Annotated in this window: 23 protein-coding genes and 1 pseudogene; 11 read left to right on the top strand and 13 right to left on the bottom strand. The window is 61.2% G+C overall.

The features are described 5' to 3' along the window. Window positions 1-50 precede the first annotated feature (50 nt). From ftsY to G505_RS0101935, 7 genes are all read left to right on the top strand, one after another. The gene (ftsY, locus tag G505_RS0101965; RefSeq protein ID WP_028108054.1) at window positions 51-1,328 is read left to right on the top strand and encodes a signal recognition particle-docking protein FtsY; all 1,278 of its coding nucleotides are present in this window, start codon (window positions 51-53) and stop codon (window positions 1,326-1,328) included. 3 nt (window positions 1,329-1,331) lie between these two features. Further along, window positions 1,332-2,009, top strand: a complete 678-nt coding sequence (ftsE, locus tag G505_RS0101960; protein WP_028108053.1) for a cell division ATP-binding protein FtsE — start codon at window positions 1,332-1,334, stop codon at window positions 2,007-2,009. Beyond that, window positions 2,006-2,959 carry a permease-like cell division protein FtsX gene (gene ftsX / locus G505_RS0101955; protein WP_028108052.1) on the top strand — a complete coding sequence of 318 codons (954 nt, stop codon included), beginning with the start codon at window positions 2,006-2,008 and terminating at the stop codon, window positions 2,957-2,959. Before ftsE ends, ftsX begins: the two co-directional genes overlap by 4 nt. An 84-nt stretch (window positions 2,960-3,043) precedes the next feature. Further along, on the top strand, window positions 3,044-3,904 hold the full coding sequence (gene rpoH, locus G505_RS0101950) for an RNA polymerase sigma factor RpoH (protein ID WP_028108051.1): 861 nt from the start codon (window positions 3,044-3,046) through the stop codon (window positions 3,902-3,904). 68 nt (window positions 3,905-3,972) lie between these two features. Then, entirely contained in the window at window positions 3,973-4,257 is a 285-nt protein-coding gene (locus G505_RS0101945) for a YkgJ family cysteine cluster protein (protein WP_028108050.1), read from the top strand. 66 nt (window positions 4,258-4,323) lie between these two features. Next, entirely contained in the window at window positions 4,324-5,202 is an 879-nt protein-coding gene (locus G505_RS0101940) for an AraC family transcriptional regulator (RefSeq protein WP_028108049.1), read from the top strand. A 234-nt stretch (window positions 5,203-5,436) separates the two neighbouring features. Then, window positions 5,437-6,309: a nuclear transport factor 2 family protein gene (locus G505_RS0101935; RefSeq protein WP_211219918.1), complete on the top strand. Its 873-nt coding sequence runs from the start codon at window positions 5,437-5,439 to the stop codon at window positions 6,307-6,309. A gap of 42 nt (window positions 6,310-6,351) precedes the next feature. On the opposite strand, the gene G505_RS20280 is transcribed toward G505_RS0101935, so the two are convergent. From G505_RS20280 to gpmM, 4 genes are read right to left on the bottom strand one after another with little or no spacing between them, the layout of a single operon-like run. Next, window positions 6,352-7,191 carry a divergent polysaccharide deacetylase family protein gene (locus G505_RS20280; protein WP_245568320.1) on the bottom strand — a complete coding sequence of 280 codons (840 nt, stop codon included), beginning with the start codon at window positions 7,189-7,191 and terminating at the stop codon, window positions 6,352-6,354. Continuing rightward, complete coding sequence (locus G505_RS0101925) at window positions 7,164-8,354, bottom strand: S41 family peptidase (RefSeq protein ID WP_028108047.1); 1,191 nt, start codon at window positions 8,352-8,354, stop codon at window positions 7,164-7,166. Before G505_RS0101925 ends, G505_RS20280 begins: the two co-directional genes overlap by 28 nt. Window positions 8,355-8,389: 35 nt before the next feature. After that, window positions 8,390-9,529 carry a murein hydrolase activator EnvC family protein gene (locus tag G505_RS0101920; RefSeq protein WP_028108046.1) on the bottom strand — a complete coding sequence of 380 codons (1,140 nt, stop codon included), beginning with the start codon at window positions 9,527-9,529 and terminating at the stop codon, window positions 8,390-8,392. A 1-nt stretch (window position 9,530) separates the two neighbouring features. Further along, the gene (gpmM, locus tag G505_RS0101915; protein WP_028108045.1) at window positions 9,531-11,066 is read right to left on the bottom strand and encodes a 2,3-bisphosphoglycerate-independent phosphoglycerate mutase; all 1,536 of its coding nucleotides are present in this window, start codon (window positions 11,064-11,066) and stop codon (window positions 9,531-9,533) included. A 236-nt stretch (window positions 11,067-11,302) separates the two neighbouring features. Here gpmM and G505_RS0101910 point away from each other — a divergent pair, with 236 nt between their 5' ends. The 4 genes from G505_RS0101910 (at window position 11,303) to G505_RS0101895 (ending at window position 14,634) form a co-directional block, all read left to right on the top strand. Further along, window positions 11,303-11,737, top strand: a complete 435-nt coding sequence (locus G505_RS0101910; RefSeq protein ID WP_028108044.1) for a rhodanese-like domain-containing protein — start codon at window positions 11,303-11,305, stop codon at window positions 11,735-11,737. Window positions 11,738-11,877: 140 nt separating this feature from the next. Beyond that, entirely contained in the window at window positions 11,878-12,360 is a 483-nt protein-coding gene (secB, locus tag G505_RS0101905; protein ID WP_028108043.1) for a protein-export chaperone SecB, read from the top strand. A 13-nt stretch (window positions 12,361-12,373) separates the two neighbouring features. Then, a complete protein-coding gene (gene gpsA, locus G505_RS0101900) occupies window positions 12,374-13,378 on the top strand; it encodes an NAD(P)H-dependent glycerol-3-phosphate dehydrogenase (protein ID WP_028108042.1) in 1,005 nt (334 codons plus the stop codon). 68 nt (window positions 13,379-13,446) lie between these two features. Continuing rightward, entirely contained in the window at window positions 13,447-14,634 is a 1,188-nt protein-coding gene (locus G505_RS0101895) for a BaiN/RdsA family NAD(P)/FAD-dependent oxidoreductase (RefSeq protein WP_028108041.1), read from the top strand. 606 nt (window positions 14,635-15,240) lie between these two features. On the opposite strand, the pseudogene G505_RS23285 reads toward G505_RS0101895, so the two are convergent. The 9 genes and pseudogenes from G505_RS23285 to G505_RS0101850 all read right to left on the bottom strand — a co-directional run. After that, window positions 15,241-15,552 (bottom strand): annotated as a pseudogene (locus G505_RS23285) (proton-conducting transporter transmembrane domain-containing protein); the annotation flags it as partial. A gap of 335 nt (window positions 15,553-15,887) precedes the next feature. After that, entirely contained in the window at window positions 15,888-17,384 is a 1,497-nt protein-coding gene (locus G505_RS0101885; protein ID WP_028108039.1) for a complex I subunit 5 family protein, read from the bottom strand. Next, on the bottom strand, window positions 17,381-18,817 hold the full coding sequence (locus G505_RS0101880; protein ID WP_245568319.1) for a complex I subunit 5 family protein: 1,437 nt from the start codon (window positions 18,815-18,817) through the stop codon (window positions 17,381-17,383). Before G505_RS0101880 ends, G505_RS0101885 begins: the two co-directional genes overlap by 4 nt. A gap of 23 nt (window positions 18,818-18,840) precedes the next feature. Then, the gene (locus G505_RS0101875; RefSeq protein WP_028108037.1) at window positions 18,841-19,167 is read right to left on the bottom strand and encodes an NADH-quinone oxidoreductase subunit K; all 327 of its coding nucleotides are present in this window, start codon (window positions 19,165-19,167) and stop codon (window positions 18,841-18,843) included. Beyond that, entirely contained in the window at window positions 19,164-19,820 is a 657-nt protein-coding gene (gene mbhE, locus G505_RS0101870; protein WP_028108036.1) for a hydrogen gas-evolving membrane-bound hydrogenase subunit E, read from the bottom strand. Before mbhE ends, G505_RS0101875 begins: the two co-directional genes overlap by 4 nt. A gap of 1 nt (window position 19,821) precedes the next feature. Next, on the bottom strand, window positions 19,822-20,139 hold the full coding sequence (locus G505_RS22960) for a Na(+)/H(+) antiporter subunit B (protein ID WP_051215793.1): 318 nt from the start codon (window positions 20,137-20,139) through the stop codon (window positions 19,822-19,824). Further along, window positions 20,127-20,429, bottom strand: coding sequence for a monovalent cation/H(+) antiporter subunit G (gene mnhG, locus G505_RS0101860; protein WP_245568318.1), 303 nt, complete (start codon window positions 20,427-20,429; stop codon window positions 20,127-20,129). Before mnhG ends, G505_RS22960 begins: the two co-directional genes overlap by 13 nt. Continuing rightward, complete coding sequence (locus G505_RS0101855) at window positions 20,413-20,691, bottom strand: MrpF/PhaF family protein (protein WP_035384953.1); 279 nt, start codon at window positions 20,689-20,691, stop codon at window positions 20,413-20,415. Before G505_RS0101855 ends, mnhG begins: the two co-directional genes overlap by 17 nt. A gap of 83 nt (window positions 20,692-20,774) precedes the next feature. Beyond that, window positions 20,775-21,317 (bottom strand): Na+/H+ antiporter subunit E, encoded by a 543-nt coding sequence (locus tag G505_RS0101850; RefSeq protein WP_028108033.1) that lies wholly within the window; start codon window positions 21,315-21,317, stop codon window positions 20,775-20,777. Window positions 21,318-21,520: the final 203 nt, after the last annotated feature.

Raw genomic sequence — 21,520 nt, 5'->3', positions numbered from 1 at the left:
GCCCCAAGCCTAACCACAGCGGGACCCGAACATCAGTAAAGGTTTAAGAGATGGCGAAAGGCATTTTTTCCTGGTTTAGCCGAAACAAAGACGAGAAGCACGACGAGGTTGAGCAGCAGCCCGAGCAGGCCGCACCCGCTCCCTCCGACTCTGAGCAGGCGCCTCAGGTTTCTCAAGATGAACCCAACAAGCCACAAGCTGCTGAAAAGCCAGCAGAGGCGGAGCCGGGGGCTGTAGAGAGCCAGCCGGAGGCGGTGGTGGAGCCCAAGCCAGAGGAGCAGCCTCAGGTGGAGGCCGAGCCCGCAATCGAGCAGGCTGTCGAGGCGGTGACTGCTGAGCCTCAGCCCGAGAGTGAGCCAGAGCCTGAGGCCGAACCGAATACTCAGCCCGAAGAGGAGGAGAAGGGAGGCTTCTTCGCTCGCCTCAAGGCGGGACTGAAGAAAACCCGCGAAAACATCGGTGGCGGTTTCCTGGCCCTGTTCCGGGGCAAGAAGATCGACGATGAGCTGTTCGAGGAGCTGGAGACCCAGCTGCTGCTGGCGGATGTCGGGGTGGAGACCACCAGCCGCATCATCGACAGCCTGACCGAGCGCGCCAGCTTCGGTGAGCTCAAGGACAGTGAAGCCCTGTTTACCCACCTCAAGGGTGAGCTGGGGACGACCCTGGAGAAGGTGGACAAGCCCCTGGTGATCGACAACCCGGACGGCCCCTTCGTTATCCTGATGGTTGGGGTCAATGGTGTGGGCAAGACCACCACCATTGGCAAGCTGGCCAAGCAGTTCCAGGCAGAAGGCAAGTCGGTGATGCTGGCGGCGGGTGACACCTTTCGTGCGGCGGCCGTAGAGCAGCTGCAGGTCTGGGGTGAGCGCAACAACATCCCCGTGGTTGCCCAGCACACCGGCGCCGACAGTGCCTCGGTGATCTTCGATGCCCTGCAGGCCGCCAAGGCCCGTGGTGTCGACGTACTGATCGCCGACACCGCCGGCCGTCTGCAGAACAAGGCCCACCTGATGGACGAACTGAAGAAGATCGTCCGGGTGATGAAGAAACTGGATGAAAAGGCGCCCCATGAGGTGATGCTGACCCTGGATGCCAGCACCGGCCAGAACGCCATCAGCCAGGCTCAGCTGTTCGATGAGGCGGTCTCCCTGACCGGCCTGACCCTGACCAAGCTGGATGGCACCGCGAAAGGTGGTGTGATCTTCGCACTTGCCGATAAGTTCGGTATTCCAGTACGTTACATTGGCGTGGGTGAGGGCATTGATGACCTGAGACCCTTCGACAGCACCGCCTTTATCGAGGCACTGTTTACCGAGGATAACGAGTAATCCATGATTCGCTTTGAGCAGGTCAGTAAGGTCTACGCCGGGGGCTTCCAGGCCCTCAACAAGGTGGATTTTGCCGTTGAGCCGGGAGAGATGGCCTTTCTTACCGGACACAGTGGCGCTGGTAAAAGTACCCTGCTCAAGCTGATCACCGCCATCGAGAAGCCCACCACCGGCCGGGTGCAGGTGCTGGGCCACGATGTGGGGCGCCTCGCCCGCAGCAAGGTCCCCTTCCTCCGTCGCCAGATAGGCATCATCTTCCAGGACCACAACCTGCTGATGGACCGCACCGTGCGGGAAAACGTCTCCTTGCCGCTGCTCATCGAGGGCTACCGCGGCAGTGAGATCGACAAGCGCGTGGGGGCTGCCCTGGAACTGGTGGGCCTGGGCGACAAGCTGGGCTATCTGCCCGAGCACCTCTCCGGAGGGGAGCAACAGCGTGTGGGCATCGCCCGCGCCATCGTCAGCAAGCCCAAGTTGCTGCTGGCGGATGAGCCCACGGGTAACCTGGATCCCAAGCTCTCCCTGGAGATCATGAAGCTGTTTGAAACCTTCAACCGCACCGGCACCTCGGTGCTGATTGCCACCCACGACCTGGGTCTGATCGCCCGCATGCGTTACCGCACCCTCACCCTGAGGGACGGCCGGATGATCAGTGAAGACTTTCAGGGAGCACGCGCATGAGCCTGGGTGCCGACAAGCAGCCGTTGGGTCGCCGGTTCATGGCCTATATCCAGAGTCATTTTCGTCACCTGTTTGCCTCACTGGGCGAACTGTGGCGTCTGCCACTGACCTCACTGCTGACGATGGCGGTGTTGGGGATCAGCCTGAGCCTGCCTACTGTGCTGGCGGTGCTGGTGAAGAATTCCGCTCAGGTGCAACAGCACTGGACCGATCCGACGGAGATCAGCCTGTTTCTCGATGCCGGATTGTCCGAGCAGCGCCTGGCCAGTTTGCAGTCACAGCTGCGTGGCATGGAGGAGGTTGGCCAGGTGGAGTATCTCTCTGCCGATGATTCCCTGGCGGACTTCAAGGCGATGTCTCAGTTTGGCGAAGCCCTGCAGTACCTGGACGACAACCCTCTGCCCCCGGTGCTCCGGGTGCTCCCCAGCCTGCAATACCGCGAGGTGGAGCGGCTGCAGCGGCTGAAACGAAAGTTGTCTGAACTCAACGGGGTGGAGATGGCCCGGTTGGATCTGGAGTGGCTGTTGCAACTCAAGGCGCTGATGGCCAGCCTGTCCAAGATGGCCTGGGGCGTGGCCGCCCTGCTTATCGGCGCCGTGGTGCTGGTGACCGCTAACACCATCCGTATGGCCATCACCCAGCGCCAGGATGAGATTCGGGTGATGAAGCTGGTGGGTGCCACCAATGGTTTTATTCGCCGCCCCTTCCTCTATGCCGGCATCTGGTACGGCTTGAGTGCCTCGGTGATCGCCTGGACCTGTGTCAGCGCGGTGCTGATCTGGTTCGATGGCGCCCTGGCCGAGTTTGTCAGCAGCTATCAGAGCAATTTCCGCCTCGAAGGCCTGTCTCTGTCTGAACTGGGCTCCATGATAGGCACCTCGGTGCTGCTATGCTGGTTGGGCGCCTGGCTGTCGGTTCAGCGTCATCTCACCGCCATTGAACCTCAGTAGCCTCTGAGGGTCTGACTGAGGAAGCTGTGAAGCGGATCCCGTTTCATGATAGACTCTCCGGTCCAGTTGAATTCTGAGGTATCGATGAGCGACAAAAAACAAGCATTGGGTTTGATGGTGGTCCCCCAGGGGGGCGGCAGTCTGGAGTCCTACATCCAGTCCGTCAATGGCATCCCCATGCTGTCAGCAGACGAGGAGTACCACCTGGCCGTGCGTTTGCGCCAGGAGGGCGACATCGATTCGGCCAAGGCGCTGATCATGTCCCATCTGCGTTTCGTTGTTCACGTTGCCAAGAGTTACTCCGGCTATGGCCTGCCCCAGGCGGACCTGATCCAGGAGGGCAACATCGGCCTGATGAAGGCGGTGAAACGTTTCGACCCCGAGGTAGGGGTGCGTCTGGTCTCCTTCGCGGTGCACTGGATTAAGGCGGAGATCCACGAATACGTTCTGAAGAACTGGCGTATCGTCAAGGTGGCCACCACCAAGGCCCAGCGAAAACTGTTCTTCAACCTGCGTAAAGCCAAACAGCGCCTTGGCTGGTTTACCCAGGAGGAGGTCGCGACCGTGGCCGAGTCTCTGGGTGTGAGTGAGTCCGAGGTGCTGGAGATGGAATCCCGTCTGGCGGCCCAGGATGCCTCCTTCGACATCCCCAACGAGCCCGATGAGCCCGATGTGAGCTTTGCCCCGGTGCATTACCTGGAGGATCAGAGCTCCAATCATGCGCTGGAGATCGAGCAGGAAGATCACGATAGCCAGTCCAAGGACAGGCTCTACGCCGCCCTGCGCACCCTGGATGAGCGCAGCCAGGAGATCCTCAAGACCCGCTGGCTGGATGAGGAGAAGACCACGCTGCAGGAGCTGGCGGAGCGCTATCAGGTGTCTGCGGAGCGGATTCGTCAGCTGGAGAAGAACGCCATCAAGAAATTGAAGAACTTGATGGAGTAATGTTCATTAAATTCAATCAGTTAATTTTCGGGTCGGCTCTGCCGGCCCGAGTCGGTTAAGGGGGAAGTATGGAGTGTCGTCTCGGCTGTGGTGCCTGCTGCATCGCCCCCTCTATCAGTTCCCCCATCCCCGGCATGCCCGATGGCAAGCCCGCCGGCGTGCGCTGCATCCAGCTGGATGACAACAACCTGTGCAAGCTGTTCGGTCAGCCTGCGCGACCTGTGGTGTGCGGCGCCTTCAAGCCGGACGCCGACCTGTGCGGTGGTACCGACGCCCAGGCGATGGCGACCCTCACCCTGCTCGAGCAGGACACCTATGAAACCCTGAGGGCTGGAGCGGCGCTCAAGGCCTGACCTCCTGCTTGCGCCTGTGACGGCAGCCAGTACACTGGGCTGTCGGTAACAGAAGTGGAGACAGGGATGGCGATTCCCAAGGTGGGGTTTGATCTCAATCGAACCAATCAGGCAGAGCTTGAGATCCTGTCTCTGCAGTCCCTGTCTGGCCGCACCATGAAGCGGCACGATCCCCAGCTTCCCCATCGTATCCGCTTCTTCCAACTGTTGTTGATTGAGCAGGGCCAGGGCCGTCACATGGTGGACTTTCAGGAGTACCCCGTTTCGCCGGGAAGCGTGGTCTTTGTGCAGCCGGGCCAGGTTCAGGCCTTCCGTTTCAGTGCTGAGCTGAAAGGGAAGCTGTTGCTGTTCACCCAGGGCTTCCTGGACAAGCTGCATAATCAGATGCGCCTGACCAGCTTTACCCCCACCCATCTGAATCAACATCACCATCCGCTGACCCAACTCGATGCCGATAACCTGGCCCGCTGTCGTGCCCTGACCGGTGAGATGGCGGCGGAAACCGCTCTGGAGCGGCCGGATTCACTGATGGTGATGCACCTGTTCTCCGCGCTGAATCTGTTGCTTCACAGGCTGAAGCCACAACAACGCCAGGAGAGACTGCCGGATGAGCAGCGCGCCCGACTGGGACGTTTCATTGGGTTGCTGGAGAACCACTTTCATCAGACCCGGGACGCCAACTGGTACGCCAGTCAGATAGGCATTACCTATAAGACCCTCAATTGTCTGTGTAAGGCCGCCATGGAGATGACCGCCAAGCAGGCCATCGACGCTTATGCCATTTTGGAGATCAAGCGGCGGCTGGTGGTCAGCCAGGACACCTCCTCGCAGATGGCACTGGACCTGGGGTTTGAAGATGCCAGCAATTTCGTTAAGTACTTTAAAAAGCAGGTGGGGATGACGCCCAGCCAGTTTCGTCACAGTTTCATCACGCCCACTCTGTAGGTGGGGATTCACCAAGCGGGTGATTGATAAAGTTTGTGCGCAGTTTGCTCTATTGCCCTAACGTTTGCAGACATTTGATGATCTTCGTTGCCATGGCGGTTGTTTAACTCCCCTTTCAAACCCTGGTTAGTCAATTTAATTGTTCGACATTTACCATTTTTAGGCGTGGACCCACCGTGTCTCACCCGAGGGAAGAATCTAGGATGGTGTCCAGATTCCAAGGGAGAGACAGTTATGAAACAGCAGATCAAACTTCTGGCTACCGCCACCTCGATGGTTCTGGCACTGGGCCTGGTGGGCTGCGCCAATTCCGACTCCGACGATGAGACCTCCGCCCTGACCGATAAGGAGCAGAAGGTGGTGGCCCTGCTGAAGAGCATCGAGACCGGTGATCAGGAGCCGGTGGCTTACATCAACCCCAACAAATACATTCAGCACAACCTGGCGGTGAAAGATGGCCTGGCTGGCTTCGGTGAGGCACTGCAGGCGCTGCCGGAGGGCAGCGCCAAGGCGGACGTGAAGCGGGTATTCGAGTACGGTGAGTACGTGGTGGCTCATACCGAGTACAACTTCTTCGGCCCCAAAGCGGGCTTCGACATCTTCCGTTTTGAGAATGGCCTGATCGTGGAACATTGGGACAACCTGCAGGAGATTGCGCCGCCCAACGCCAGCGGCCGCACCCAGTTCGACGGCGAGACCCGCATACAAGATCTGGATAAGACTGACGAAAACATCATGATCGTCAATGAGTTCGTCGAGACCATCCTGATGGATGGCACAGGGGACATCAGTAACTACATCGACGGAGGCAAGGGCGACTACCTGCAGCACAACCCAGGGGTGGCCGATGATCTGGAGGGACTGTTCGCTGCCCTGGGGGCACTGGCGGACGCGGGCACCTCGATGATCTACTCCAAGCACCACATCACCCTGGGTAAGGGCAACTTCGTGCTGTCGGTGAGTGAGGGCCAGTTCCTCGGTGAGCATGTGGCCTTCTACGATCTGTTCCGCCTGAGCAAAGGCAAGATTGTCGAGCACTGGGACACCATCGAAGCGATTCCGCCCCAGGAGCAGTGGGCCAACAGCAACGGCAAGTTTGGCTTCTAACCTGCCGTACCATCGAAAAGGGCCAGCGGTTGCTGGCCCTTTTCAGTGGAGGCGGACACCGCCCAGACTCGCCTGGGAAGCTTGCGGTGTGGGCAGTTTATGCAGAAAGGCGGTGGGCGGTTTCAAGGGGCGCAGCTGGGCGCGCTGCTCGTCGCTGAGCAGAGCAGAAGCCGGCACCAGGGAGACGCCCTGGTCCTCCAGGATGGGCAACGTCTGCTCAAGGAAGGCCAGGGTTTCCGGGTAGGGGTGGCCAATGAGCACCGCCCGGCCATATCTCTTGGCGATGGTCACCGCCTGGTCAAACTGCTTCTGCAGGTCCACCTCCTGGGTTTCGTTGTCCAGGAACACATGGCGCTTCAGGGCCGGTATGCCCTGGGCCACGGCGGCGTCATAGGCGACGGAGTCCGGGGTGGTGAGGCTGTCGACAAAGTAGAGATCTCTGTCGGCCACTTCCGTCATCACGCTGTCCATCATCGGTCGCTGACGGGTCAGGGTGCTGCCCATGTGGTTATTGATGCCCTGGACAAAGGGGATGTCGGCCAGGGCCCGCTTGATGGTGACTTGCACCTCCCAGGGGGTCATGCCGCCAACCAGAGCGCTGGGCCCCAGGGCGTTGCCACCATCGGCCAGCATCGGCAGGTGCAGCATGATCTCATTGCCCCGGCGCCATCCGGCGATGGCCAACTGGCGGCCCCAGGGGGTGTGGGGCAGCACGCTCAATGTGGTGGCAGCAGGCAGAGCCAGCACGCCTTTATCGGTTTGCCGGTAACCTACGTCGTCGATGATTAGGGTGAGCTCTGCGGCTGCGGCGGTTTGTGCCCACAGCAGCAGAGCCAGAAGAGCGTACCTGATGATTACTCCCGGGAAGGCTGCAACAACCACTCATAGGCGGCGGCCAGCTGACTGTCCTGTAGCCATTGTCCGTTCATTTCTGATTCAGCCATTATAGGCTTCTCGACGCTATTCTCCAGCAGCACCTGAATGTCGGGATCGATTCCCTTCTTATCGATGAAGGTGCCGTTGGGGGTGGCATAGCGGGCGGTGGTCAGTTTGATGGCGCCCTGTTGGCCCAGCAGCGGGATCAGGCTCTGCACCGTGCCCTTGCCGAACGAGGTTTGGCCAAACAGGGTGGCTCTCTGGTGATCCTTAAGGGCGCCGGCCAGAATCTCCGCCGCCGAGGCGCTGCCTTCGTTGATCAGCACCACCACTTCCAACTGCCCCAGAGGAGCGTTGTCTGAGGCGTAGTAGTCGTTGTTGGCGTCCAGGAACCGGCCATGGGTGGAGACGATAAGCCCGGCATCGAGGAACATGTCGGCGATCTGAACGGCAGAATCGAACATGCCGCCCGGGTTGTTGCGCAGATCCAGAATCAGCTGGGTGAGCCCCTCCTGCTGGATGCGGCTGCTGAATCTGGCCACCTCATCCGTGGTCTGACGGTTGAAACTGTTTATCTTCAGGTAGCCCACCTGATGAGGCAGGGAGTGAAACTGGGTACTGTCGATGGTGATGTTGCTGGGTTGCAGGCTGACCGTCAGCGGCATGGGTGCCTTTTCCCGTTTGAGGGTCAGGGTGAGGGTACGGTCTTCCCGGCTGGCGGTCTTGATGTACTGGATCAGCTTATCCATGGTGTCCGGTGTGGCGGGCAGGTCGTCCACGCGCACCAGAATATCGCCAGGCTTGATGCCGGCGTAATGGGCAGAGCTGTGTGCCAGGGGCGTGATCACCTGCACCACCCCCTCGTCGATGCTCACCTCGATGCCATAGCCATAGTAGTGGCCGTCGTTGGCTTCCCTGAGCAGCTCCAGAGTCTGAGGGGTCAGGTAGGTGGAGTGCGGATCCAGGGATTCAAACAACCCCTTAAGCGCACCCTCTATCATGGCCCGGCGGTCCACCTGATCGACGTAGTAGTACTCCACGATGTCCTGCACCGTGACGATCAGTTCCTGGGCTTCCTCCAGTGTCGGCGCCGCCACTTCCCTGTGCTCTTCTGCCTGCGGACTGAATACAAGCAGAATGCCGACCAGCAAGGCGAACAGTTGCGGCATAGCGCATACCCTCTGGCCACGTTGGCGGGGCTGTGTTACCGCCTCTTCAGGTAGGGGGCAGGGTCCACAGCGAGTCCCCTATGACGGATTTCAAAGTATAGTCCGCTATCGGACTGTCCGCCTGAGTCTCCGCTGAGAGCAATCACCTCTCCCCCTTCCACCCGGTCGCCCACCTCCTTGAGCAGGCTTTGGGCGTGGCCGTACAGGCTGAGGTACTCTTCGCCATGATCCACTACCACCACCATGCCATAGCCGCGCAGCCAGTTGGAGAACACCACCTGGCCTGGGGCGACCGCTTCCACATTGCGGCCCTCCCGCCCGGCGATCAGCAGGCCGTTCCACTTGAGCTGCCCCTGGCGGTGGCTGCCGAAGCGGTGTTTGACCTTGCCGGTGAGTGGCCAGTCCAGCTTGCCCTTGAGCTTCTTCAGCCCGTCCAGTGATACCGGGCGGGCGGCGAGGGCGGCCAGAGCCTCCTCGATGGCCAGGGCCAGGATCTCGCTGTCGACCTCAAGTTGGTTGAGCTTGCGGCTCTCCTTCTTGAGCTGGGCCTCCAGTTTGGTCAGGGTCTGCTGACGCTTCTCCTGCTGCTGGCGAAGGGATTTTTGCTGGTTGTCCAGTTTCTCCTGGGTGCGCTCCAGTTGGGCTTTGCGCTCCAGCTGCTGGCGATGGTTGTTGGTGAGCGCGTCTTTGGTGTCGGCAATCGCTTCCATGGCCTGGATGCGTGCCTGATTGAGGTAGTGGTAATAGGTCAGCAGCCGCTGTTTGTCGGCACTGTTTTGCTTGAGCAGCAGTTGACCGGTTTCCCCCTGACCCGCGACCCAGGAGGCGCGGATCTGGGCGGCCAGCTGCTGCTGTTGCTGTTGATACTGTCGCTCCAGCTGAGTCTGCTCTTTGGAGAGCTCGGCCAGCTGACCATTGAGGCTGTTCAGCTTGTTGCGGTTGCCTCGAATGGCGGCCGCCTGTTTGCTGATGGCCAGTTCATCCTGGCGCAGCGCCTTGCTGGTCTTGTCCCGGCTGGCCTTGCTGGCAATCAGCTTGGACTGACTGGCCTTGATCTGCTTCTGCAGCTTCTGGAGCTGCTGCTGTTGCTGATCGATCTCTTCCTGGCTGGCGGCCAGGGGCAGGCTGAACAGGCCCGCCAGGATGGCGGGCCACAGGAACGACAGAAACTTCATCTTATTCCGCCAGGGTGACGATGGGGGTGCCGGTCATCTCCTCGGGGATCTCCAGGCCCATCAGGTGCAGCATGGTGGGAGCCACGTCGGAGAGTCGGCCACCTTCCCGTACCTGGGCATTGCGGCCCACATAGATGAAAGGCACCGGTTCGCTGGTGTGGGCGGTATGCGCCTGGCCGGTGTTGGCGTCGCACATCTGCTCGGCGTTACCGTGGTCGGCGGTGATCAGGCACTCGCCACCGGCACGCTCGACGGCCTCCAAGACGCGTTGGATGCTGGCATCCACCGCTTCACAGGCTTTCACGGCGGCATCAAAGTCACCGGTATGCCCCACCATGTCACCGTTGGGGTAGTTGCAGATGATGGTGTCAAAACCGCCATTCTCGATGGCATCCACCAGCTTGTCGGTCAACTCGCCGCTGCTCATCTCGGGCTGCATGTCGTAGGTGGCCACATTGGGGGATTTCACCAGGATGCGCTCTTCGCCCTCGAAAGGCTGCTCGATGCCACCATTGAAGAAGAAGGTGACGTGAGCGTATTTCTCGGTTTCGGAGATGCGCAGCTGGCGTTTGCCCTGGCTGGCCATCAGCTCACCGAAGGTGTTCTTCAGGGCCTCAGGCGGGAAGGCACAGCTGGTGTCGATGTCGGCGGCGTACTCGGTCAGCATCACGAAGTCGGCCAGTTTCGGGGTCTTCTGTTTGGTGAAACCGTCGAAGTCGGCGTCGACAAAGGCGCGGGTTAGCTGACGGGCCCGATCGGCACGGAAGTTCATGAAGATCACCGCATCGCCATCGTTGAAGGTGGCGTTGGCGTCGATGGAGGAGGGGGCGACGAATTCGTCGTTCTCATCACGATCGTAGGCCGCCTGCAGGGCGTCGGTGGCACTGGCGTAGCTGTGCTCGCTCTTGCCCAGGGTCAGCAGATCAAAGGCGGCCTGAACCCGCTCCCAGCGCTGATCGCGATCCATGGCGTAGTAACGGCCTACGATGGAGCCGATGGCGCCACAGCCCAGTTCGGCAAACAGCTTGTCGAAGCGCACCAGGGAGTCGTGGGCGGAACGGGGCGGGGTATCGCGGCCGTCCAGGAAGCCGTGCAGGTACACCTTCTTGGCACCCCGCGCGGCGGCCATGCGGATGGCCGCTTCCAGGTGGTCCTCATGGCTGTGTACGCCGCCCGGAGAGAGCAGGCCCATGATGTGCACGGCACCGTCGTTGGCGTTGGCCTTGTCTACGGCACTGCACAGTACAGGGTTGTGGCTGAACTCACCGTCGTCGATGGACTTGCCGATGCGGGTCAGGTCCTGGTAGACGATGCGTCCGGCGCCCAGGTTAATGTGGCCCACTTCGGAGTTACCCATCTGACCGTCGGGCAGGCCAACGTCGTTACCCGCACCGGAGATCAGGGTGGAGGGGTAGTCGCGGAACAGGCGATCCATTGTGGGAGTGTTGGCCCTGCTGATGGCGTTGTCGTCAGCGTCGGCTCTGTGTCCCCAGCCGTCCAGGATCAGGAGGGCAAGTGGGGTAGTGCGCTTGGTCATCTACTATCCTTTTTGCCGTCGAGGCAATCGCAAATAAAACTGCTGTCAGTGTACAACGTAACCAGCGATCTTCTCCAGATCGCCCAGGCAAAAATGTAATTTTATTACATCCTTATTTCCCCTGCGCTGTGATCCGCACCCCGTCCCTGCCGGTTACAAGCACTTCACAAGCCGGGGGATCCGGTTATACTGGCGACTTTCACTCCTCACCAACGTCAACCGATTTAGGCAAGTTAATGCAGGAATATATCGATTTTCTCGGCCGTCACGCCATGCTGAGCGCGGCTTGGGCAGGTCTGCTGGTGGCCTTCCTGTTCGTCACCATCAAATCCGCCTTCTCTAAAGTTAAGAATATCCCCGCCCAGCAGGCGGTGCAGATGATCAACAAAGAGGAAGCTGTGGTCGTAGACGTACGCAGCGATGAGGAGTTCCGCAAGGGCCACATCGCCAATGCCAAGCACATTCCTCTGGCTGAGATTAAAAATAATCAGCTGTCCACCCTTGAAAACCACAAGAGTGCTCCCATTATAGTTGTGTGTAACGCTGGCGTGAGCTCCGTACAGGCGGCGCAAATGTTGGTTTCCGCAGGCTTTGAGAAGGTATTCAGCCTGCAGGGTGGCATGACCGATTGGAAAGCGGCCAACCTGCTGGTAGTGCGTAAGAAGCGCTAAACCTCTTTCTGGTCGCGCATTAGACGATATGGATGGCGACACACTCACAGCTTCAGGCCGGCCCGGCGCGACCGCCGTAACCAGGTACAGAAGCAACGAGACGCCCAGAACGACGACAACAATATTTAGGATTTAGACAAATGGCAGAAGCAGCTAACACCGCAGCCAACGAGCAGGCCGCACCTCAGTTCCAGATTCAGCGTGTATACACCAAGGACATCTCCTTCGAGACTCCTAACTCCCCCGCCATCTTCCAGAAAGAGTGGAAGCCAGAAGTTAAACTGGACCTGGACACTCGCAGCAACAAGCTGGCTGACGATGTGTATGAAGTGGTTCTGAACATCACCGTGACCACCAAGGTTGAAGAAGACGTCGCCTTCCTGTGTGAAGTACAGCAAGCCGGTATCTTCTCCATCGCCAACCTGCCCGAGCCTCAGCTGGCCCACGCCCTGGGTGCCGGTTGCCCTAACATCCTGTTCCCATACGCCCGCGAAGCGATCGCCAGCATGGTTAACCGTGGTACCTTCCCTCCACTGAACCTGGCTCCTGTAAACTTCGACGCCCTGTTCGCTCAGTACGTTCAGCGTCAGCAGGAACAAGCCGCTGAGCAAGCTGACGCCTAAGGGAGCGTGTCAGTTGACTGAACAAGCCGCAGTAACGGTTTTAGGGGCGGGGTCTTACGGCACCGCCCTTGCCATATCCCTGGCCCGTAATGGTCATCGCACCATCATCTGGGGGCACTTGCCTGAGCATATGGCCCAGCTGGAACAGGATCGCCGCAACGAGGAGTTTCTCCCCGGCGTCGATTTTCCCGATGAGCTGGTGGTGGAAGCGGATTTGGGCAAAGCCCTGGCTGCCAGCCGCAACGTGCTGGTGGTGGTGCCGAGCCATGTGTTCGCCCTGGTGCTGAAGCAGGCCCAGCCCCTGTTGCGCGATGACGCCCGCGTCGTCTGGGCCACCAAGGGCCTGGAGCCCGAGACTGGTCGGCTGCTGCAGGATGTGGCCCGGGAGATCCTGGGTGAGCAGATCCCGTTGGCGGTGATGTCCGGTCCCACCTTTGCCAAAGAGATGGCGTCTGGCCTGCCCACGGCCATCTCCCTGGCTTCCACCGACGACGATTTCGCCGACGATATGGCCAGGCTGATGCATTGTGGCACCTGGCTTCGGGTGTATCGCAACGCCGATTTCATCGGCATGCAGCTTGGCGGTGCGGTGAAGAATGTCATTGCCATCGGCGCTGGCATGTCCGACGGCATCGGTTTTGGCGCCAATGCCAGAACCGCGCTGATTACCCGTGGATTGGTGGAGCTGTGCCGCCTGGGGTGTGCCCTGGGTGCGGACAAGAACACCTTCATGGGAATGGCCGGTCTGGGTGATCTGGTGCTGACCTGCACCGACAACCAGTCCCGTAACCGCCGTTTCGGCCTGGCTCTGGGCCAGGGTAAGGATGTGGACACCGCCCAGGCTGAGATCGGTCAGGTGGTGGAGGGGTATCGCAACACCAAAGAGGTGTACATGCTGGCCAAGCGGGTCGGTGTGGAGATGCCCATCTCCGAACAGCTTTACCAGGTGCTCTACGAGGGCAAGCCGGTGAAAGAGGCAGCAAAACAACTGCTGTCGCGGGACCCCAAGTCTGAGTAAAATGGTGTTGGTCAAAGTGATTCCAAAGGGATGCAGCCGCATCCCTTTTTGTTTTTTAGGTAGAAGTGATGAGTCTTGAAACAGAGGTGCTGGTGATTGGCGCCGGTGCCGCCGGATTGATGTGTGCCGCCACCGCCGCCGCCCGTGGTCGTAAGGTGATGGTTGTTGATCACGCCAAGCAGGCGGGGAAGAAGATCCTCATCAGTGGCGGTGGCCGCTGCAACTTCACCAACCTCTATGTGGAGCCAGCCAACTACCTGTGCGCCAACCCCCACTTCGTCAAGTCCGCCCTGGCCCAGTACACCCAGTGGGACTTCATCGATCTGGTGGTGCGCCATAACATCGCCTACCACGAGCGGGATCACGGCCAGCTGTTCTGCGACGACAGTGCCAAAGAGATCGTGCGCATGCTGCTGGATGAGTGCGACAAGGGTCAGGTGCAGCTGCGGCTGCGTACCGACATTGAGTCGGTGAGCCGGCTGGAGAGCGGCTTTGCCGTGGCCACCAGCATCGGCCGCATCCAGTGCCAGTCTCTGGTGGTGGCCACCGGTGGCCTCTCCATGCCCAAGCTGGGGGCGACTCCCTATGGCTACAAGCTGGCGGAGCAGTTTGGTCTCAAGCTCAAACCGACCCGGGCCGGCCTGGTGCCCTTCACCCTGCAACCCCAGGACAAACAGCACTTCGAGCCCCTGTCCGGCATCAGCCTGACCGCCAATGTGGCTGCTCAGCGTGGCCCGGCCTTTACCGAGCAGATGCTGATCACCCATCGCGGCCTCTCCGGCCCCAGTGTGCTGCAGGCCTCCAACTACCGGGAGCCTGGCGAGGGGGTCAGCATCGACCTGCTGCCCGCTGTGGACGTGGGCGAAGCCCTGGCCCAGGCCAGGGAGCAGAACCCCAAGCGCCAGCTCTCCACCTGGCTGTCAGAGCATTTCCCCGGGCGGTTGGCGGAGACGCTGATCGCCTACCACGGTTGGCCCAATCAGCCCTTGGGGCAGTTGAATAAGGCCACCCTGGCCGATATCCCCGAGCAGCTCAACCGCTGGCAGCTTAAGCCCGGCGGAGACGAGGGCTACCGCACCGCCGAGGTGACCCTGGGCGGGGTGGACACCGATGAGCTCAGCTCCAAGACCATGGAGTGCAAGAGGGTGCCCGGCCTCTACTTCGTCGGCGAAGTGATGGACGTCACCGGCTGGTTGGGGGGCTTCAATTTCCAGTGGGCCTGGGCCTCCGGCTATGTGGCGGGGCAGAACGCCTGAGTCTGCCGAAACGGGCAGTGCCACCATTATGACCGCCAGCAACAGAAGCAGGGTGATGGCCAGACGCCACTGGCGCAGCCTCCGTTCGCCGTCTTCGAGTTGCTGTGGCCATTGGAGCCGGTGCCAGGCCGCCTGCCAATAGCCAAGCCAGGCGGCACGCAGCCTGGGCAGGCTGTGGGTGGTGACTCGCTTCACCCTGTGCAGTGCAACACTATCGCCGAAAGGCGTCGCCGAATCTTTCGGGCTGACAACGTCCTTTTTCCCCAAGCCCGTGGCGCCGACCAGCGTCAGCGTTACTGTCCCTATGGCAACCAGCCGAGGCGGCCAGAGGCCAATCCGGGGCCAGAGTGTGGGCTGCAGCAGGCAGACACCCATCAGGATGACCACCGCCGCCGCGGTCAGGCACACCACAAGGGTGCTCAGCTTGCGCCAATGCCTCTCTGCCAGACCCTGCCTTAGGGCGTACAGTGCTACTGTGCTTCCGGTTACCAGCAACAGGCTGCCAGCCAAGGGGGCGTCGAGGTTACCCAGGGGCAGCCAGCGCAGTTGGCCGAGCAGGCCGGTGGCGATGGGACCGACCCAGAACATCAGTGACAGCGCCGGACTCGGCGACCGGTGTGCTTGGGGAATCCACAGCAGCAGCGGCCACAGCCCCATCTTCAGCAGGTAGCCCAAGGCCACCAACACCGGATAGAGGCCGGGAGAGTCAGGTTGTGCCACCGCTTGGGCGAGACGGGTAAAGCTCAGAGTTTCGTTGGTGGCGGAGGCCAGCAGCATGGCGTCAAACAGCAGCAGATCGGCGACGATCAACGGCAGCAGATACAGCTGGCCGACGCGACGGTTGCCCGGGTCATAATCGGTCAGCAGCAGCCCGATAAAGGCGTAGCTCATCAGGGTCGAGAACGCATAGAACCCCATCAGGTCGGTGCTCAGCACGGCGCCAATCTGGCCACTGAGGGCCAGCAACAGCCAGGTGCCCCGGTAGGTCCTGAGGGTGATGGGCAACAGCAGGTAGGCGCTGGCCCACAGCAGTACCGACATCGCCAGCCACCAGCGAGCGGTTGGATCGAGCCCGAGGGCGACACCGGTTTTAAACCATGACAGGGACACCCAAGCCTGGGTCGGTACCAGTACCAGCACTGCCGCCGGCAGCAGCGCCAGCAGAAGCGGCCAGGGCAGGGCGCGGCGCAGCGGTGGCAGGGCAAAAGCCAGTGGCAGTGCTGGGGCCAGGATCAGGAGCAGGGTCATCAGGGTCATGGGGCGAACCCCCTGTCGGCAATGATCGCAGCCCACTCCACCAGGCCGAAGGGGGCGGAGGCCAATACGCCCAGCATCACTATCATCAATGCCGTTGCCAGCGGAGGAAGCAGCAGCGCCCAGGCGGTCTCCTGTTGCCCCAGGTTGCGTTCCGCCGGCCAGTTTGTGGGCGGACTGCGAAACCAGGCGCGGTGCAGGATCGGCAGGAAGTAGGCGGCGTTCAGTGCGCTGCTTACGGAGAGGGCCAGGATCACCCAGCCCTGATCCATCTCCAGTGCGCCGAGGCCCAGATACCATTTGCTGAAAAAGCCTGCCAGGGGTGGGGCGCCTATCATGCCGAACGCTCCCAGGGTGAAGGCAGCCATGGTCCAGGGCATGCGCTGGCCCACTCCGTCCATCTCCTCGATGTCGTGTATGCCCAGGGTTTCCGCCAGATTTCCGGCGCACAGAAACAGGGTGATCTTCTGCACCCCCTGGTGCACCAGATGCACCAGACCGCCGGTGGCGGCAATGGGGCCCGCCAGGGCAACGCCCAGGATGATGTAGGCGATCTGGCTGACGGTGGAGAACGCCAGCCGCCGTTTCAACTCTTGCTGGAACAGCGCCCGCAGTGAACCGTACACAATGGTGATGGCTGCCAGGGCTGCCAAAGGCAGCATCACCCCCAGGCTGGCGGCGAAGTTGATGCCATAAACATCAAAAATGACTCGAATGATGCCGAACGCGCCGGCTTTGACCACCGCCACGGCGTGCAGCAGCGCACTGACCGGGGCCGGCGCCACCATCGCCTGAGGTAACCAGCCATGGAGGGGGATCAACGCCGCCTTGACACCCAGGCCGGCGATCAGCAAGCCAAACAGCAGAATCAGGGTCGGGTGAAGGGAGGTATCCACCTCGGTCAGGTAGCCGCCCTCCTGAAAATCCAGGGAGCCAGTCAGGGTGTAGAGCCACACGGTTGCCAGCAGCAGCAGCGCGCCGCCGCCGACGGTGTAGGCCAGGTAGACTCTCCCGGCCCGCCGTGCCACCCCGGTGCCGCGGTGGACGATCAGCGGATAGGTACACAGGGTCAGCAGTTCGTAGAACAGCAGGAAGGTGAGCAGGTTGCCCGCCAGGGCGACACCGACGGTGGCGGTCACACATAGGCTGAAGAAGCCGAAGAAGCGGCTGCGATTGGGCGAGTCTTCCAGGTAGCCTACGGCGTAGACTGTAGTGACCAGCCACAGTATGGCGGAGAGCAGCAGAAACAGCATCGACAGAGGTGTGGCGCGCAGCATCAGGTTGAGGTCGGCAATCAGGGGCAACTGAGCCTGGTAATGCACGCCTCGCAACATACCGGCCAGCATCGCCAGAACCAGAACAATTTTGACCACCGCTCCGGCCAGGTTGAGGGTGGTGCGGGTGATGATTCTCTTTTCCGGCAACAGGAAGATGATCAGCCCGGGCAGCAGCGAACTGCACAGAATCAGCAGTGGCAGGGTCTGGCTCCAGTTCATCCGCCCCCCCCTGCACTCAGCGGTGAGCCCAATTCCATCATGGTCAGGGGCGGCGCAACCCACAATCCCAGGAGGACGGCCAGCAGGGCCATGATCAGAGGAGGCCAGGTCATCCGTGGGGACACCTGTGTGAGTGAGGCCGAGGGAGGGGCCTGGGTAAAGACACAGCCAATCACCCTGAACAGATAGGCCGCGGCCAGGAAGCCCCCCAGCAGCAGAATCAGGGCCCACCACCACTGTCCGGATTGAACAGAGGCCTGCAACAACAACCACTTGGCAATGAAGCCCCCACTGGGAGGCAGCCCCATGATGCTGACTCCCGCCAAGGTGAAGGCGGTCATGGTCAGCGGCAGTTTCTGGGTGATGGGGTCAAACTCGGCAATGCGGTCGTGTCCCGCCGCCGCCATGATGTTGCCCGCGGCCATAAACAGGGCCGCTTTGGCCATGGCGTGAGACATCACCATGTAGACAGCCCCCTTCCAGGCGAGTCCGATGCCCAGGGGAAACGCCAGAAACAGGTAGCCCAACTGGGAGACCGTCGAGTAGGCGATCAGCAGCTTCAGTCGGGTTTGTCTCAGGGCCAGTACGCCTCCCCACAACACGGCGATGCCTCCCAGCCCACCCAGGAGCTGGGCCAGTGGTACCGTGGTGGCCGGTAGCAGGGCCCACCAAAGTCGAAGAAGGATGTAGAAGGACGCCTTGACCACCAGTGCCGACAGCAGCGCGCTGACCGGAGTCGGGGCGTTGGCGTGGGCTGGGGGCAGCCAGAAGTGCAGAGGGAACAGGGCGGACTTAATCAGTAGGGCGGCGCCGATGAGCCCCAGGGCAACCCAGACCGGAGGGGATGGGACTATCCGTTGGGCCAGGAGGGCGAGGTCCAGGGTGCCAATACCGTGATAGAGCAGGGCCACGCCCAACAGATAGAGCAGCGAGCTCAGCAAGCCCACCAGCAGATAACGCATGGCAGAGGTCAGGGCTTGGGCGCCGCCGGCCAGGGCCACCAGTGCCACCGCCGCCAGGCCAAGCAGCTCAAGGGTGACATAGAGGTTGAAGATGTCGGCGGAGAGAAACAGGGCGTTGAGAGCGCCCCACAGCATCAGCCACAAGGGCCAGAAGTGACCAGCCCTGTCTGCGCCGAAGTAACCGCTGGCATAGACACTGATCCCCAGTCCGGTGAGGGCGCTGGTGATCAGCATGGTCAGGCTGAGCCCATCGGCAAACAGGTCGATACCCAGAGGCGCGCCCCAGCCGCCCATGGGATAGCGCACCGTCTCTAGGTGGCTCAGTTGCCAGCCCAGGCCAACCACACAAGCCAGGGTGGCGATGGCGGTGAGTATACCCAGCCACTGACAGCGCGCCGGGCACAGGAAGCAGAGTATTCCTCCCAGCAGCGGCACAATGATCAGCAGGACGACCCAGGCAAACTCCAGCAATATCCACTCCTTTTCATCTCAGCTTATGGGCCTCGGCGGCGTGATTTCCCCAGGTGGTCGATAAGCTCACTCTTTCCGGTGGCCATAAACACCTTGAGCATCAGGCGCAGCGCCAGGGCGGTCGCCGATACGGTAACCACGATGCCGGTGATCACCATGGCGTGGGGGACAGGATCGGGCGGCAGCTGCGGGTTGCGAAACGCCAGGGCCACCAGGGTCAGAAACACCCCGCTGCACATTACATTGAGGGCGAGTATCTTTCTCAGCAGGTGGCGGTGCACCATCAGGGTGTTGAGCCCCAGTACAAACAGGGCAACACCAAGCAGGGCGTAGAGGTAGATGTGGTTCATCCGGGCCTCCCCGTGGGTGAATTGCCAAGAAACAGGGCGGCCAAAGTGACACCAATGGAGAGGGTGGCGGCCGCCTCGATCATCAGTATCAGTTTGGAGGCGAAGGTGGGGGGAAAGTGCAGAAACCCTCTGTCCAGCAACAGGGCCGTTCCTGCCAGGATAAACACCCCCAGGCCGGCCACCACCGTCAGCCTTATCGGCAGAGCCAGGAAGCGGGTGTCCAATCGCCATCCACACAACAGCAGCAGCACCCCCGCCGCTCCGAGCAATGAGCCCGCCTGAAATGCGCCACCGGGGGAGGATGCGCCAGCCCACAACAGGTAGCCCGCCACCAGCAGCAGTACCGGAACCAGCTGCCGTGACATCATCTCAAGCACCAGGCCGGGTGCGGAGGCTCGGTACTCTGTCTGGCCACCCAGTGACCAGACACCGAGCAGGGCCACCAGCAGAACTGCCAGCTCCAGCAGGGTGTCGTAGCCACGAAAGTTGAGCAGTACCGCCGTCACCGGATTGGTGACACCGCTGGCGCTCATGTGACTGGCCACAACAGGGGGCAACGGCTCTGTCGGCTCAGGGGTGATCACCACCGCATAGCCGATCCCGCAGAAGAGCATCAGCAACAGTGGCCATCGAACCCAGTTTTCGCTGATCATCTCATCGCTCCTGTTCTCTGGGGCGCGAACCTGATGCCTTGTCACCGGCTGTAGAGCTGCCCCCGTCATCGGCCTTCAGTCGTGCCAGGGCCGCCAACAGCAGTGCGCCGGTGAGCCCCGCTCCGATGGCCGCTTCCGCCAGGGCGATGTCTACGGCGCTGAGCCGTACCCAGGCCAAGGCCATCAGCAAGCCAAAGTTGATGTACAGCACTATCGCCCTGAACAGGTCCTGGCTGATGAGCGCCTGCCAGGCCAGGCAGAATAATCCCGTGCCCAGCAATCCGTCCAGCAGCCAGTAGAGGGTGGTCACTCCTTCCATATCTTGATACCCCGCAACAGAGCGCCTCGGGCAATCAGGTGGGCGATGCTGGCGCTGGCGAGTATCACCAGCCCCCAGATCAGCAGCAGCTTGATGGCGGTAAGCCAGCCTTGGGCCTCCAGCGCCAGCCCTGCCACAATCAGCCCCAGCCCCAGGTTGTCAGCCTTGGTCAAGGCATGCAGCCGGGTGTAGACGTCGGGAAAGCGCAGCAGCCCCAGAGTGCCGGCCAGGAAGAACAGGCTCCCTGAGATGAGTAGGATCATCGAGAGGGCGTTAACCGTCGTCATCATCTTTCTCCTCGTCGGGCCAGGCCCGGCGAACAAAGGCCACCGCAGTCACCGCCGCCAACAGGGCGAACACCAGGGCCACATCCCGCAGGGCTGACTGGCCGGTGGCCTGGGCCAGCAGCAGTAAGGTGGCCACCGAGGTGGTGCCGAACAGTTGGGCAGACAGCATGCGATCCGCCGCAGTCGGCCCCCTCAGTACCCGCCACATACCGGCGACCAGATTCAGCAACAGGAACAACGCCAATAAGAACTGCAGGGTTTGCATGTGGATTCCCTTCTCCTAAAAGCCTGATTAGAGCCGGGTGACGGTTTTGCTTTGGGGCTCAGGTTGGTCGGCCATACGGCGATTCAGCGCGATCCGCCGCTCCCATCGGCTGGCGGCAGTGCGATGCCAAACACCTGAGCGATGATTCTCTCCAGCTCCAGTAATTCCGGTATGACCGTCTTACGTCCGTCAAGCACATGCACCCTCAGCCACCTTGACCCCAGTTCGGCGCTCAGGGTGCCGGGGAGCAGGCTGACGGTGTTGGCCATAAACACCCTGGCCATATCCGACGGCAGTCGCAGGGGAAAGTCGATGAGGGCTGGCGCGATGGGGCGCTGAGGGTGGAACACACGCCAGGCGACATCAATCCCGCCTCGCAGCGAGTACCAGATAAAGTGCGGAATGAACCGGGCAAACCCCATCGGAGAAACGCCAAAGGGGGCCACCAGCTTCATGCTGGTCAGAGTCGCCAACAGCACGGCCGGAACACCCACCCACCAGGAAGCCATTGCGCCGTCACTGAGCATCCACCACAGCAGGGCAAATGCCGCAGCACGCCACCCTGCGCCAAGGCGTCGGGTGCTCAATGTGTCGCGATGTTCGCCGGTGGCCAATGATCGACTCATCCACAGCTCCTCTATCCCTCTCCACTGTCATTGGTGGCAGCCGCCCCCTGCCCATCCGATCTGGAGACTGGCTGTGCCAACAGGCCGATTACGGGGGAGATGGGGCTGCTTGGTGCGTCGTTCGTTGTCAGTCCGAGGGCGCACTAGTTGCCCCTCGTCATAACAAAAGTGTAGGTGATGATCAGAGGGTTAGGCCGAAAATC

It is taken from the genome of Ferrimonas futtsuensis DSM 18154, assembly GCF_000422645.1.
In the GTDB taxonomy this organism is placed as follows: domain Bacteria; phylum Pseudomonadota; class Gammaproteobacteria; order Enterobacterales; family Shewanellaceae; genus Ferrimonas; species Ferrimonas futtsuensis.
This window is presented reverse-complemented; position numbering and strand designations above follow the sequence as displayed.

Coding starts and splice junctions, on each gene's coding strand:
- ftsY (WP_028108054.1), top strand. CDS start 51: ATGGCGAAAGGCATTTTTTCCTGGTTTAGCCGAAACAAAGACGAGAAG.
- ftsE (WP_028108053.1), top strand. CDS start 1,332: ATGATTCGCTTTGAGCAGGTCAGTAAGGTCTACGCCGGGGGCTTCCAG.
- ftsX (WP_028108052.1), top strand. CDS start 2,006: ATGAGCCTGGGTGCCGACAAGCAGCCGTTGGGTCGCCGGTTCATGGCC.
- rpoH (WP_028108051.1), top strand. CDS start 3,044: ATGAGCGACAAAAAACAAGCATTGGGTTTGATGGTGGTCCCCCAGGGG.
- G505_RS0101945 (WP_028108050.1), top strand. CDS start 3,973: ATGGAGTGTCGTCTCGGCTGTGGTGCCTGCTGCATCGCCCCCTCTATC.
- G505_RS0101940 (WP_028108049.1), top strand. CDS start 4,324: ATGGCGATTCCCAAGGTGGGGTTTGATCTCAATCGAACCAATCAGGCA.
- G505_RS0101935 (WP_211219918.1), top strand. CDS start 5,437: ATGAAACAGCAGATCAAACTTCTGGCTACCGCCACCTCGATGGTTCTG.
- G505_RS0101925 (WP_028108047.1), bottom strand. CDS start 8,354: ATGCCGCAACTGTTCGCCTTGCTGGTCGGCATTCTGCTTGTATTCAGT.
- G505_RS0101920 (WP_028108046.1), bottom strand. CDS start 9,529: ATGAAGTTTCTGTCGTTCCTGTGGCCCGCCATCCTGGCGGGCCTGTTC.
- gpmM (WP_028108045.1), bottom strand. CDS start 11,066: ATGACCAAGCGCACTACCCCACTTGCCCTCCTGATCCTGGACGGCTGG.
- G505_RS0101910 (WP_028108044.1), top strand. CDS start 11,303: ATGCAGGAATATATCGATTTTCTCGGCCGTCACGCCATGCTGAGCGCG.
- secB (WP_028108043.1), top strand. CDS start 11,878: ATGGCAGAAGCAGCTAACACCGCAGCCAACGAGCAGGCCGCACCTCAG.
- G505_RS0101895 (WP_028108041.1), top strand. CDS start 13,447: ATGAGTCTTGAAACAGAGGTGCTGGTGATTGGCGCCGGTGCCGCCGGA.
- G505_RS0101885 (WP_028108039.1), bottom strand. CDS start 17,384: ATGAACTGGAGCCAGACCCTGCCACTGCTGATTCTGTGCAGTTCGCTG.
- G505_RS0101875 (WP_028108037.1), bottom strand. CDS start 19,167: ATGAACCACATCTACCTCTACGCCCTGCTTGGTGTTGCCCTGTTTGTA.
- mbhE (WP_028108036.1), bottom strand. CDS start 19,820: ATGATCAGCGAAAACTGGGTTCGATGGCCACTGTTGCTGATGCTCTTC.
- G505_RS22960 (WP_051215793.1), bottom strand. CDS start 20,139: ATGGAAGGAGTGACCACCCTCTACTGGCTGCTGGACGGATTGCTGGGC.
- mnhG (WP_245568318.1), bottom strand. CDS start 20,429: ATGATGACGACGGTTAACGCCCTCTCGATGATCCTACTCATCTCAGGG.
- G505_RS0101855 (WP_035384953.1), bottom strand. CDS start 20,691: ATGCAAACCCTGCAGTTCTTATTGGCGTTGTTCCTGTTGCTGAATCTG.
- G505_RS0101850 (WP_028108033.1), bottom strand. CDS start 21,317: ATGAGTCGATCATTGGCCACCGGCGAACATCGCGACACATTGAGCACC.